This window comes from Pseudomonas sp. CCNWLW23 (assembly GCF_037095675.1).
Lineage (GTDB): Bacteria > Pseudomonadota > Gammaproteobacteria > Pseudomonadales > Pseudomonadaceae > Aquipseudomonas > Aquipseudomonas atacamensis.
The window spans coordinates 196,596-207,841 of record NZ_JBAWKM010000002.1; the positions used below are offsets into that span (position 1 = coordinate 196,596).

Below are 11,246 nucleotides of genomic sequence, written 5' to 3' on the forward strand. Positions count from 1 at the left end.
AAACGCAATTTTCAGCGGTTCAATCCGTTGTTGCTTTCAGGTTGGGGAGAGAGCCTTTTGACTTACAATGCGCTCCACCTCCAGACACCGGCCCTGCCCCATGGACATCGACCTCGCTCGCACTTTCCTCGAAATCGTCCGTCACGGCAGTCTCGCCGCCGCTGCGCAGAAGCTGTTCGTCACGCAGACCGCCATCACCGCGCGGGTGCAGAAACTCGAAAGCCAGTTGGGCAGTACGCTGTTCGTGCGCAATCGCGCCGGGGCGAAGTTGACGGCCAATGGCGAAGCGTTCGTGATCTACGCCAATCAACTGGTGCAGACCTGGGAAGCCGCGCGCCGCGACTTGCCGCTGCCCGAGGGTTATCACAACGTTCTGCACATCGGTGGCGAGGTCAGCCTGTGCAACCCGTTGATGCTCAGTTGGGCGGCGGAACTGCGCGAGAAAATCCCCGGCCACGCACTGCGCATGGAAATTCGCGATGGCGAAAATCTGCTGCGTCAGCTCGAACTCGGTGTGCTCGATGCCGCGCTGGTTTATCAGCCGGAATACTGGCCGGGTCTGCAGGTCGAGCAAGTGCTGGAGGAAAAACTGATTCTGGTGCGCGCGCCCGAGCGTCCGGAGCCTTACGTCTACATCGACTGGGGCCCGGATTTCCGCCGCCAGCACGACGCCGCCCTGCCGGAAAAAGCCAAAGCCGCGCTGAGCTTCAACCTTGGCCCGCTGGCCCTGCAATACATCCTCGAACATGGCGGCAGCGGCTATTTCCGCACTCGCGTTGTGCGCACTTACCTGGAGACCGGCGCCCTGGAAGCCGTCACCAAAGCGCCGGAATTCGGTTATCCGACCTATCTGGTGTATTCCCGTGATCGCGACTCGGCAGTGCTGCAACAGGCCTTCGATCTGTTGCGCGAAGTGATCCGCACCGATGACGACTGGTCGCAGCGCTGGAATCCGTTGAGCTGACGGACAGCCTCAGTCCAGAGCATGGCGCTTAAGGCCGCAAGGTTCGCCCTGCACAAGTCAGCGGATCGGCTAATCTGCCGGGTATAACAACAATACCCGCAGGTGAAACGCATTGAGGCAGACCACCGAGGCATTCCGCAGCCGCTACCGGGCGGCCATTCATCCGTTGTACAACCCATGGCTGCACGGCGCGTTCGTGCTGCTGTTCGGCTTTTTCGAGGTCGCTGCGTTCTGGCGCACGGTGCATTCGGCGAGCTGGCTGGAATGGCTGACCGTGCCGCTGAGCCTGTTGTTGTTCAACTTCGGCGTATACATGGTCCATCGCCATTTGGGCCATCACAAAAAAGCTTTCGCAAAGATGTTCTACGCGCGGCATGCCGGCGACCATCACAGCTTTTTCACCCCCGGGCACATGACCTACGACAGCGCGCGGGACTGGCGGGTGATTCTGTTTCCAGCCTGGCTGATCGTCATTCATACGCTGGTGATCACGCTGCCCCTGTGGTGGTTGCTCGCGCAGGTCAACGCCAATGTCGCCGGGCTTTTCGCCGGGTGCATGGTGCTCGGTTATCTGCTCTATGAGGTGTTCCATGCCTGCGAACATCTGCCGCCGCAGAATCCGTTGACTCGTTTGCCGTGGATCCGCCAGATGCGCCGTCTGCACGAACTGCATCACCGCCGCGAGCGCATGCAGGAGCGTAATTTCAACATCGTTCTGCCCTTGATGGACTACCTGTTCGGCACGCTGTACCTCGAGCCGGAACCCGCCCCTTTGAGTGATTCGCAAATGCCCATGACGCGCATGCAGCACCAGATCGATATCGCCGGCGAGCCGGTCGCTGTGCTGGCCTATGCCGCCAGCGTCAGTCACTGGCCGGACTGGCATCCCTCCTCATTGAAGATTGACGGTCCGCACGGTCCACTCCATGCCGGTGCGCATTTCGAAGAGGATATCCATGCCGGCGGACGTGCCGGTCACTTGCGCTGGGAAGTCACTGAATATCTGCCGGGCCGGTGCTGGTGCGCACGCGCGCAAAGTGATCAGGGCCTGTCCCTGCGTTTGACTTACGAGTGCTCGGCGGAGGCTGGTGGCACGCGATTCGTGCGTACGCTGGAATATCGCTTTGACGGTTTGCTCATGCGTCTGGCCAATCGCCTGTTGCTCAAGCGGCGCATCGAGCGCGAGTCTGCCGCGTCCATGCTTGCCCTGCGCGACACGACCGCGCAGTACATCGGCGCGGCGAGGGCCAGCGCGTGAAATTACGTTATGTGCTGTGCCTGCTGATCGTTCTGGTCATCGCCTTCTTGTTGTTGCTGCCGACCAAGGTCGAACCGGTCGCCTGGACACCATCACCGGCGCCCTCCTTGAAAGATGGCATCTACGCGGACAACCAGCGCCTCAAAGCTGTGGCGAAGGTCGGGCCGAGCGACATCGAAGGGCCTGAGGCGCTGCTGCTGGAAGACGAATTTCTCATCACCGGATTGCATGACGGAAGGCTGATCCGCAGCAGCCTCGACGGCGCGCAGCGCAAGGTCCTCGCCGACACCGGTGGCCGTCCCTTGGGCCTGGCCCGTCATCCGAACGGCATGCTGGTGATTGCAGATGCGGTCAAAGGCTTGTTGTCGCTGGATGCGCAGGGCCGCGTGATCCCCTTGACCACCGAGGCCAACGGCGTGCCATTTGGATTTACCGATGATGTGGCGGTCGACAAGTCAGGCCACTACGCCTACTTCAGCGATGCCTCGAGCCGCTGGGGCTATGGCCATGACGGTGAGGCGATCATCGAGCACGGCGCCGACGGCCGTTTGCTGCGTTACGACTTTCAGAGCGGCAAGACCAGCGTCTTGCTCGACAAGTTGCAGTTCGCCAACGGCGTCACCCTCGGCCCCGACGAAGCCTATGTGCTGGTCAATGAAACCGGTGCTTATCGCATCAGCCGCTACTGGCTGAGCGGGCCGAAGGCCGGTACCCATGATGTGTTCATCGACAACTTGCCGGGGCTTCCGGACAACCTCTCGTTCAATGGCAGCAATCGCTTTTGGGTAGCGTTGTACGCGCCGCGCAACACGTTACTCGATGGCACCGCGCAGCACCCGTTCGTACGCAAGATGATCGTGCGGGCGTTGACGGTTTTGCCCAAGCCTGTCGAAAAGCGTGGGTTTGTGCTGGGACTGGATCTGGACGGCAAGGTGATTGCCAATCTGCAGGACGCGAGCGAAGGCAATTATTCGCCGATTACCACGGTGCGCGAATATGGGCAGTGGTTGTATTTCGGCTCGTTGAAGGCGAGGCATATGGGGCGGATGGGGTTGGATGCGGCGCTTAAGTGAGCCAGCGGGATTTGCGGGGGAATGAACTTGCGCCTTCGCGAGCAGGCTCGCTCCCACAGGGGAAACGAATTCCAAATGTGGGAGCGAGCCTGCTCGCGAAGGCGGTCTGTCAGTTGCCGGACCGGTCGAACTTCTCCGGATCTTCATCCTCCGGCAGTTCTTTCACGGTTTTTTCCGGATGCGCTGTGGTATGCGCCGGGCTGTTGGGTTCAGGGCGGGTCGGAATCGGGTCGAAGCCGCCCTGCTCTTCACTGGGGAATTTCGGATCGTTCATGAGGCACCTCGCAACGAGTCGATGGTTTGCAGACTCTGCACATTGGAGGTGCCGTGGGTGGTCGCCGTTCCCTTTGGATGGCGACCACGGGTCAGGTAATTACTGACCGGTCAGCGGCTGCCCGGCCAGCCGGGCGACGATCTGCTCCTTGACGATGACCCGCTTCTCTTTGAGCTTCTTCAATTCGTCATCACTGGGGGCGTCTGACTGGGCGTTCTCGGCCTCGACCACTTCAGCATCCACCTCGAAATACTTGTTGAGCAGCGAATCCAGCTTCGCATCCTCGGAGCGTTTTTGCTCGATCTCTTCCTTTTTGCAGCCCAGGTCCTGATACAGATCATGTGAAACCGGCATGAAACACCTCCATCAAATTGATCGACAACCAGCGCGACCGATGCGCTGACTCGTTATCAGCATGGCCTTGCGCAATGGCTTCTGTCGACACCCTGTCAGACCAGCGGTTGCCGTTCGTCGCCCTGTCGTAAATGCGATAAAACCTTTGGCTTCTGCTTTCGCTCCATTGGATAACGCTCACAAAAACCTGCGTGGAGATACCCAATGGACGGATTCAACCTGCGTCATCTCGCTCTGGCTGTTGCACTGTCTGCCGGCATGGGCAGCGCCTTTGCCGCGACCGACAATGACTTTGTCGATAACGCCGCCGCCGGTGGCATCGCTGAAATCGAAACCAGCCGCCTGGCTCTGGAAAAAAGCCAGTCAGCTGACATCAAAGCCTTTGCCAATCAGATGATCACCGATCACAGCAAAGCCAACGATGAGCTGGCAGCAATTGCCAAGGCCAACGACATCGAAGTCCCGGACACCACTACCCTGGTCAAACAGGCCAAGGAAAAGATTCTCGACATGCGCGATGAATCCTTCGATGCGGCCTACGCCAACAACCAGGTCAAGGCTCACGAAGAAACCATCGAGCTGTTCAAGAAGCAGGCAAACACCGTGACCGATGACAAGGCCAAAGGCGCCACTGAACTGAAAGCGTTCGCGCAGAAGATGCTGCCAGCGCTGGAAAAACACCTGGCCCACGCCAAAGAGCTGCAAGCCAAACATCCGAGCAAGTAACCGCCCGGCAATAAAAAGGCCGCATCCTTCGATGCGGCCTTTTTGCGTTTCAGCGATCAACCGCCATCGGTGTCGATATCGGCGTCGGTGCTCTCGCCCGGTTCAGGACGGTCCGGGTCAGGCTTGAAACCGGGGCTGAAGTCGTTGCTGTTGTCACTGTGATGCTGCTTCTGATCGACCTCGGCAGCCGCGCTGTCCGCCTGTCCTTCTTCAGCCGGCGCAGGGGTATTTTGTCCCGGTGTCTGCGGGTCGATGGCCGGGTCGTTGCGGTTAATTGACTCTGAGGACTGATTTTGCTGTTGCGGCGCTTGCTCGTTCATATCCACCTCATTCATAGTCCTGCCTCCTTCTTCCAGCACGACTGGAAAACGTCGGGCATGCAGATTCGAAGCCTGACGCCGCAGATTCGTTCAAAACATCGTTGCCTGTTGCCACGCCGACTAGAGTTACCGGGGCGTTCGACGCGGCAGGCAGAAAAATTCGCTGCTTAATGAACAACTATTTCAAGCGGCAAATGTCAGTCAATTCGCGCCGGTCATTTCGCTGAGCCGGCACCATTACGTAACGGAGCGACACGCACATGGCAGCACTGCAGAACAGCACAGTTGAAGCAATCAGGAACAACCAGGCTCAACTGCTGAGCGAATGGACCAAACGCCTCGAAGCCAGCGGCGCCACGCGCAATCTCAAGGAACACGACCTCGCGCAGCAAACCCGCGACTTGCTCTCCCTGCTGCTGGCCGGTCTGGAAAACGGCAACGGCAGCAAGATTGCCGCCGCAGGCTGGGAAGACACCCGTCAGTTTCTTGAAAAGCTGTCGCAGAGCCGCGCCCTGCTCGGCCAGGATTCCCAGCAAACCGCCAACTTCATCTTCGCCCTGAAGGGCCCGTTGTTCGCCCTGCTGCAAAACCATTATCAGGACCAGCCGGCACTGCTCGCCGAGCAACTGCTGGAAGTTTCCGAACTGCTCGACACAGTCGGCATGCACACCATCGGCACCTTCCAGAAATCCCGTGAAGCGGTGATCAAGCGTCAGCAGGAAGAGCTGCTGGAACTGTCGACGCCGGTGGTCAAGCTGTGGGATGGCGTTCTCGCCCTGCCAATGATTGGCACACTCGATTCGCAACGCACCCAGGTAGTCATGGAATCGCTGCTGCAACGCATCGTCGACACCGGTTCCGAGATCGCCATCATCGACATCACCGGCGTGCCGACCGTCGACACCCTGGTCGCCCAGCACCTGCTGAAAACCGTGACCGCGATTCGCCTGATGGGCGCTGATTGCATCATCAGTGGCGTGCGTCCGCAGATCGCCCAGACCATCGTTCACTTGGGTCTGGATCTGCAAGGCGTTGTGACCAAGGCCAACCTGGCCGACGCCTTGAAACTGGCCCTGACTCGCCTGGGCATCAGCCTCGGCAAAGCGGTCTGAGCCGATGGAACGTATTCCGATTCTTCAAATGGGCGATTTGCTGCTGGTGACCATTCAGGTCGACATGCACGACCAGCTCGCCATGACCCTGCAGGACGATCTGTCCGAGCGCATCAGCCGGACCTCGGCCCGTGGCGTGCTGATCGACATCTCCGCGCTGGACATGGTCGACTCGTTCATCGGGCGCATGATCGGCACCATCTCGGGGTTGTCGAAAATCATGGACGCCGAAACCGTGCTGGTCGGCATGCAGCCGGCCGTGGCGATCACGCTCGTTGAGCTGGGCATGACCTTGCCGGGCGTCAGCACCGCCCTCAACGTCGAACGCGGAATGAAACTGCTGCAGGATCGAGTACGCCTGCAATGACCGTACGCAGCAGTGGTACTCAACCCATCCTGATCGAACAGGACGTGGTACTGGCCCGCCAGACCACGCGCAAGCTCGCCACCGAATGCGGCATGCGCCTGATCGACCTGACCAAACTGGTCACCGCCGTCAGCGAGCTGGCGCGTAACACCATGGTCTATGGCGGCGGCGGCGACATGGATTGGCAGATCCTCGAGGAAAACGGCCGGGTCGGTTTGCGCATCACCTTCCGCGACGAAGGCCCGGGCATCCCCGATATCAAACTGGCGATGACCGACGGCTGGACTTCCGGCAGCGGACTAGGCCTCGGCCTGACCGGCGCCAAGCGCCTGGTCAACGAATTCGAACTCGACACTGAGCCCGGCAAAGGCACGCGCATTACGATCACACGATGGACATGAATATCACCGGGTCGTTGACCCAGGTTCTGCCGATCGAGGACAGCAGCCAGATCGGCCACGCCCGGCGCACCGCGCAGAAACTCGCCGAGCAGCATGGCTTCGACGAAAACGATGCCGGCCGCGTGGCACTGGTCGCGACGGAACTGGCAAGCAACGTGCTCAAGCATGCCCAGCGCGGCGAGTTTCATCTGCGTGTGCTGACTCGTCCGGATAACGGTTTCGGCATCGAAATGCAGACCGTGGATCGGGCGCAGGGCTTTGATCTGGATGCCTGTCTGGCGGATGGCTTTTCCACTGGCGGCACACAAGGCATCGGCCTCGGCGCCGTATCGCGGCAGACCAATGTGTTCGATGTCTACGCCGACCACCGTGGCGCGGTGTTGCTGGCGCGAATTTTTCCGCGCAACGATCGTCAGGCCGATATCCGCTTCGGCGTCAGCCAGCATTCGCTGCATGCCGATCCAGCCTGCGGCGATGTCTGGCATCTGACGTATGAAGGCTCGCGGATCAGCGCGCTGGTGGTCGATGGTCTCGGTCATGGCGAAGACGCCGAGCGCGCAGGCCTGGCCGGGGCGCAGGCATTCGCCCGGGCACCGTTTGCCGATCCAGTGGTATTGATGGAAGACCTGCATCAGGAAATGCTCGGCACCCGCGGCGGCGCCGTCGCTTTCGCGCAGTTCGACAGCCAGCGCGATGGTCTGACCTTCGCCGGTGTCGGTAACATTGGTGCCAGTCTGCTCGAGGCTGGCAAATCCCGTGGCCTGGCCTCGCACCCCGGCATCGTTGGCGGCCAGTACCGTAAAGCCAAACCCTTTGACTATGCTCACGTGAACGGACATTTATTGATCATGTACAGCGACGGCTTACAGTCCCGTTGGAATCTCAAAGACTACCCCGGCCTGGTGCATCGCCATCCGTCCGTGATAGCCAGCGTCCTGCACCGCGACTTCTGTCGTGGTCGCGATGACGTGACGGTACTGGTCGTTGCTCTGGAGGCCGCCCATGGCTGAATCGACTACCTTGAGCCATGCCGAACAGGCGGCGCTCATCGCTCAGTTGCAGCGCGAAACCACTGCCCTGCGCGAAGAACTCGATGAAACCAACCAGGGCGTGCTGGCGCTGTACGCCGAGCTCGACAATCAGGCTGAAGAACTACGTCAGGCATCGGATCTCAAGAGCCGCTTCCTGTCGTACATGAGCCACGAATTTCGTACGCCATTGGGCTCGATCCTGAGCATCAACAGTCTGCTCGCTGACGAACTGGACGGCCCGCTCAGCCCTGAACAGCACAAGCAGGTAGCCTTCGTCAGCACCGCTGCCCGCGAGCTCAGCGACATGGTTGATGACCTGCTCGATCTGGCGAAGATCGAAGCCGGGCGAATCAGCATCTCGCCGGCCTGGTTCGACATGTTCGACCTGTTTTCGGCCCTGCGCGGGATGTTCCGGCCAATCGTCGATGCTTCGGCGGTGGATCTGATCTTCGAAGAGCCGCTGGGCCTGCCGCGCCTGTATACCGATGACAAGAAGCTCGGGCAGATCCTGCGCAACTTCATTTCCAACTCGCTGAAATTCACCACCCGTGGCGAAGTGCGCGTGTCGGCGCGACTGGAAGGTGAAGACAAGGTACGCTTTGCCGTCAGCGACACTGGCATCGGCATCGCGGCCGAGTTGCATGACACGCTGTTCGAAGACTTCTCCCAAGTCGATTCGCCATTGCAGAAACGTCTGCGCGGCACCGGTCTGGGTCTGTCACTATGCAAGCGTTTTGCCGCCCTGCTCGGCGGTGAAGTCGGGGTAGACAGTACGCCGGGCGTGGGCTCGACGTTCTTTGTCATCATCCCGCTGGCAATCGCTCTGGAGAACGTCGATGAATCGTGACATCCGCCTGTTGATCGTCGATGACAACGTCGCCACCCGTTACGCCCTGCGTCGGCGCCTGGAGCGCCACGGCTACACGGTGCTCGAAGCCGGCACCGGCAGCGACGGCCTGGCCCTGATCGAGAGCGAAGCCCTCGATGCGTTGATCCTCGACGTCAACCTGCCGGACATGAGCGGTTTCGACATCGTCCGCTTGTTGCGCGCCGACCCGGGCACCGCGCTGCTGCCGGTGATTCATGTGTCAGCGGCGTCGATCCAGACCGGCGACATCATCACCGGCCTCAACGCGGGCGCCGATGCCTATCTGATTCACCCGGTCGACCCCGATGTGCTCTTGGCGACGCTGCGTACCTTGCTGCGGGTGCGCGACACGGAAAATGCTCTGCGCGAAAGCGAGGCGCGTTTCCGCGAGATCTTCGCCAACGTCTCGGCGCCGATCGCGGTGCTCGATGCCAATCTGAAAGTACATGAGTGCAATCACGCATTCGCCCAATTGATCGTCGATAACCGCGATCAGCAGGCGCTGCGTGAATGCTTCGCCGAAGATCAATGCTCGATCCTCGATGAACTGCGTCTGCGTCTGGTCGACGGCGAGCGCTGGAAAGGCACGCTGAACATGCGCGTGCAGGGCGAGATTCGCGAGACCCAATGGCAGATTTCGCCGTATCGCACGCCAGAGCTGAGCCTGGTGTTTGTCGAGGACGTCACCGAACACCGCCACCGCGAGCGCTCGCATCTAGCGCGACTGGATGACACCACCACGCAGCTGGCCAAGGAAGTCGCCGAGCGCGTGCACGCCGAAGCGCAATTGTTGCAAGTGCAGAAAATGGATGCGCTGGGCAAGCTCACCGGCGGTATCGCCCACGACTTCAACAACCTGCTCACCGGGATCATCACCAGTCTGGAACTGATCCAGAAACGCGTGGCCGATGAGCGTCTGGACAAGGTGCAGTTCTACACCGAAGCAGCGCTGAATTCAGCGATGAGCGCGGCCTCGCTGACCCATCGTCTGCTGGCATTTGCCCGTCAGCAGCCACTGGATACGCGCCCGGTGGACATCAACGAGCATGTCCGCTCGCTGGAAGAATTGCTGGTGCGCACCATCGGCGAGCGCATCACCCTCAAGCTGGAACTGACCAACAAACCGGCGATTGCGCTGGTCGACCCGGTGCAGCTGGAAAGCGCCGTGCTCAACCTGGTGATCAACGCCCGCGATGCCCTGCCCTCCGGCGGCAATATCTGGGTCAATACTTACGCCGCTTATTCCCACGGCGATCCGAATCTGGCCGATGGCGCGTACGTGGCGCTGTCGGTACGCGACGACGGCACCGGCATCGAACACAACGTGATCGACAAGGTGTTCGAGCCGTTTTTCACTACCAAGCCACTGGGCCAGGGCACCGGGCTTGGTCTGTCGACGATTTACGGCTTCGCCCGCCAGTCCGGCGGTGACGCGCACATCCGCAGCGTCGCCCGCCGTGGCACCGAAGTGACCATCATGCTGCCGGGTACCAACGACCCGACCGGGGCCGACGCGCCTGTGCCGGTGCCTGATGCCAAAGGCAGTGGTGAGCATGTGCTGATCGTCGAGGACATGGCCACGGTGCGCTTGTTCGTCACCGAAGTGCTGGAAGATGCCGGCTATCGCTGCACGCAAGCGGCGGATATCGAATCGGCGCTGGAGCGCTTGCAGAACGACCCGTCGATCGACCTGCTGCTGACCGACGTCGGCTTGCCGCGCATGAGCGGCCGTGAACTGGCGGATGTTGCACGTGGCTGGCACGAAGGGCTGCCGATCCTGTTCATGACCGGCTACGCCGAAACCGCGCTCAACCGCCAGGTCTTCCTCGGCACCGGCATGGACATGCTGGTCAAACCGTTCCAGATCAGCGAACTGCTCGACAAGGTCCGCCGCACGCTGGATGGCGCCTGAACTGACACACATCCCCGTGTAGGAGCGAGCCTGCTCGCGAAGGCGTCCGTCCAGTCAGCTCATCTGCGGCTGACATTCCGCTTTCGCGAGCAAGCTCGCTCCCACAGGGGGTCTGCTGCGTTACCACTTTATTGGGTACAGCCTGCAAAACTGTGGGAGCGAGCTTGCTCGCGAAGGCGTCCGTCCAGTCAGTTCATCTGCGACTGACATTCCGCTTTCGCGAGCAGGCTCGCTCCCACAGGGGGTCTGCTGTGTTACCACTTTATTGGGTACAGCCTGCAAAACTGTGGGAGCGAGCCTGCTCGCGAAGGCGTCCGTCCAGTCAGTTCATCTGCAACTGACACTCCGCTTTCGCGAGCAAGCTCGCTCCCACAGGGGGTCTGCTGTGTTACCACTTTATTGGGTACAGCCTGCAAAACTGTGGGAGCGAGCTTGCTCGCGAAGGCGTCCGTCCAGTCAGTTCATCTGCGGCTGACACACCGCTTTCGCGAGCAAGCTCGCTCCCACAAGGGGTCTGCTGTGTTACCACTTTATTGGGTACAGCCTGCAAAACTGTGGGAGAGAGCCTGCTCGCGAAGGCGTTCGT

Annotated in this window: 13 protein-coding genes; 10 read left to right on the top strand and 3 right to left on the bottom strand. The window is 60.6% G+C overall.

All coding sequences use genetic code 11. The annotated features are described in order from the left end of the window. Positions 1-100: 100 nt before the first annotated feature. The 3 genes from V8J63_RS04070 to V8J63_RS04080 all read left to right on the top strand — a co-directional run bounded on the left by V8J63_RS04070 (position 101) and on the right by V8J63_RS04080 (position 3,295). On the top strand, positions 101-964 hold the full coding sequence (locus tag V8J63_RS04070) for a LysR family transcriptional regulator (RefSeq protein ID WP_024012724.1): 864 nt from the start codon (positions 101-103) through the stop codon (positions 962-964). A gap of 112 nt (positions 965-1,076) precedes the next feature. Next, positions 1,077-2,222, top strand: coding sequence for a sterol desaturase/SRPBCC family protein (locus V8J63_RS04075; RefSeq protein WP_336463619.1), 1,146 nt, complete (start codon positions 1,077-1,079; stop codon positions 2,220-2,222). Then, positions 2,219-3,295 carry an SMP-30/gluconolactonase/LRE family protein gene (locus V8J63_RS04080; RefSeq protein WP_197890195.1) on the top strand — a complete coding sequence of 359 codons (1,077 nt, stop codon included), beginning with the start codon at positions 2,219-2,221 and terminating at the stop codon, positions 3,293-3,295. The genes V8J63_RS04075 and V8J63_RS04080 overlap by 4 nt, the downstream gene beginning before the upstream one ends. A 109-nt stretch (positions 3,296-3,404) precedes the next feature. On the opposite strand, the gene V8J63_RS04085 is transcribed toward V8J63_RS04080, so the two are convergent. Together V8J63_RS04085 and V8J63_RS04090 are read right to left on the bottom strand one after the other, a co-directional pair. After that, entirely contained in the window at positions 3,405-3,569 is a 165-nt protein-coding gene (locus tag V8J63_RS04085; protein ID WP_016774471.1) for a hypothetical protein, read from the bottom strand. A gap of 99 nt (positions 3,570-3,668) precedes the next feature. Beyond that, complete coding sequence (locus V8J63_RS04090; protein WP_016774470.1) at positions 3,669-3,923, bottom strand: DUF465 domain-containing protein; 255 nt, start codon at positions 3,921-3,923, stop codon at positions 3,669-3,671. Positions 3,924-4,127: 204 nt separating this feature from the next. Between V8J63_RS04090 and V8J63_RS04095 the strand changes: the two genes are divergently transcribed. Then, positions 4,128-4,649 (top strand): DUF4142 domain-containing protein, encoded by a 522-nt coding sequence (locus V8J63_RS04095; protein ID WP_016774469.1) that lies wholly within the window; start codon positions 4,128-4,130, stop codon positions 4,647-4,649. 56 nt (positions 4,650-4,705) lie between these two features. Here V8J63_RS04095 and V8J63_RS04100 read toward each other — a convergent pair whose 3' ends face one another. Next, positions 4,706-4,969 carry a hypothetical protein gene (locus V8J63_RS04100; protein ID WP_336463715.1) on the bottom strand — a complete coding sequence of 88 codons (264 nt, stop codon included), beginning with the start codon at positions 4,967-4,969 and terminating at the stop codon, positions 4,706-4,708. A 260-nt stretch (positions 4,970-5,229) separates the two neighbouring features. Here V8J63_RS04100 and V8J63_RS04105 point away from each other — a divergent pair, with 260 nt between their 5' ends. From V8J63_RS04105 to V8J63_RS04130, 6 genes are read left to right on the top strand one after another with little or no spacing between them, the layout of a single operon-like run. Continuing rightward, on the top strand, positions 5,230-6,081 hold the full coding sequence (locus tag V8J63_RS04105; protein WP_016774467.1) for an STAS domain-containing protein: 852 nt from the start codon (positions 5,230-5,232) through the stop codon (positions 6,079-6,081). A 4-nt stretch (positions 6,082-6,085) separates the two neighbouring features. Next, positions 6,086-6,448 carry an STAS domain-containing protein gene (locus V8J63_RS04110; RefSeq protein WP_016774466.1) on the top strand — a complete coding sequence of 121 codons (363 nt, stop codon included), beginning with the start codon at positions 6,086-6,088 and terminating at the stop codon, positions 6,446-6,448. Then, on the top strand, positions 6,445-6,849 hold the full coding sequence (locus tag V8J63_RS04115) for an anti-sigma regulatory factor (protein ID WP_016774465.1): 405 nt from the start codon (positions 6,445-6,447) through the stop codon (positions 6,847-6,849). Before V8J63_RS04110 ends, V8J63_RS04115 begins: the two co-directional genes overlap by 4 nt. Continuing rightward, positions 6,846-7,859, top strand: a complete 1,014-nt coding sequence (locus V8J63_RS04120) for an ATP-binding protein (protein ID WP_336463716.1) — start codon at positions 6,846-6,848, stop codon at positions 7,857-7,859. The genes V8J63_RS04115 and V8J63_RS04120 overlap by 4 nt, the downstream gene beginning before the upstream one ends. Further along, positions 7,852-8,727 carry a sensor histidine kinase gene (locus tag V8J63_RS04125; protein WP_016774463.1) on the top strand — a complete coding sequence of 292 codons (876 nt, stop codon included), beginning with the start codon at positions 7,852-7,854 and terminating at the stop codon, positions 8,725-8,727. Before V8J63_RS04120 ends, V8J63_RS04125 begins: the two co-directional genes overlap by 8 nt. Next, positions 8,717-10,660, top strand: a complete 1,944-nt coding sequence (locus V8J63_RS04130) for a response regulator (protein ID WP_125927462.1) — start codon at positions 8,717-8,719, stop codon at positions 10,658-10,660. The genes V8J63_RS04125 and V8J63_RS04130 overlap by 11 nt, the downstream gene beginning before the upstream one ends. The last annotated feature ends 586 nt before the right edge of the window (positions 10,661-11,246 follow it).

Excerpts from the sequence above, each read along its gene's own strand:
- V8J63_RS04070 (WP_024012724.1), top strand. The coding sequence starts at position 101 with ATGGACATCGACCTCGCTCGCACTTTCCTCGAAATCGTCCGTCACGGC.
- V8J63_RS04085 (WP_016774471.1), bottom strand. The coding sequence starts at position 3,569 with ATGAACGATCCGAAATTCCCCAGTGAAGAGCAGGGCGGCTTCGACCCG.
- V8J63_RS04090 (WP_016774470.1), bottom strand. The coding sequence starts at position 3,923 with ATGCCGGTTTCACATGATCTGTATCAGGACCTGGGCTGCAAAAAGGAA.
- V8J63_RS04095 (WP_016774469.1), top strand. The coding sequence starts at position 4,128 with ATGGACGGATTCAACCTGCGTCATCTCGCTCTGGCTGTTGCACTGTCT.
- V8J63_RS04100 (WP_336463715.1), bottom strand. The coding sequence starts at position 4,969 with ATGAACGAGCAAGCGCCGCAACAGCAAAATCAGTCCTCAGAGTCAATT.
- V8J63_RS04105 (WP_016774467.1), top strand. The coding sequence starts at position 5,230 with ATGGCAGCACTGCAGAACAGCACAGTTGAAGCAATCAGGAACAACCAG.
- V8J63_RS04110 (WP_016774466.1), top strand. The coding sequence starts at position 6,086 with ATGGAACGTATTCCGATTCTTCAAATGGGCGATTTGCTGCTGGTGACC.
- V8J63_RS04115 (WP_016774465.1), top strand. The coding sequence starts at position 6,445 with ATGACCGTACGCAGCAGTGGTACTCAACCCATCCTGATCGAACAGGAC.
- V8J63_RS04120 (WP_336463716.1), top strand. The coding sequence starts at position 6,846 with ATGAATATCACCGGGTCGTTGACCCAGGTTCTGCCGATCGAGGACAGC.
- V8J63_RS04125 (WP_016774463.1), top strand. The coding sequence starts at position 7,852 with ATGGCTGAATCGACTACCTTGAGCCATGCCGAACAGGCGGCGCTCATC.
- V8J63_RS04130 (WP_125927462.1), top strand. The coding sequence starts at position 8,717 with ATGAATCGTGACATCCGCCTGTTGATCGTCGATGACAACGTCGCCACC.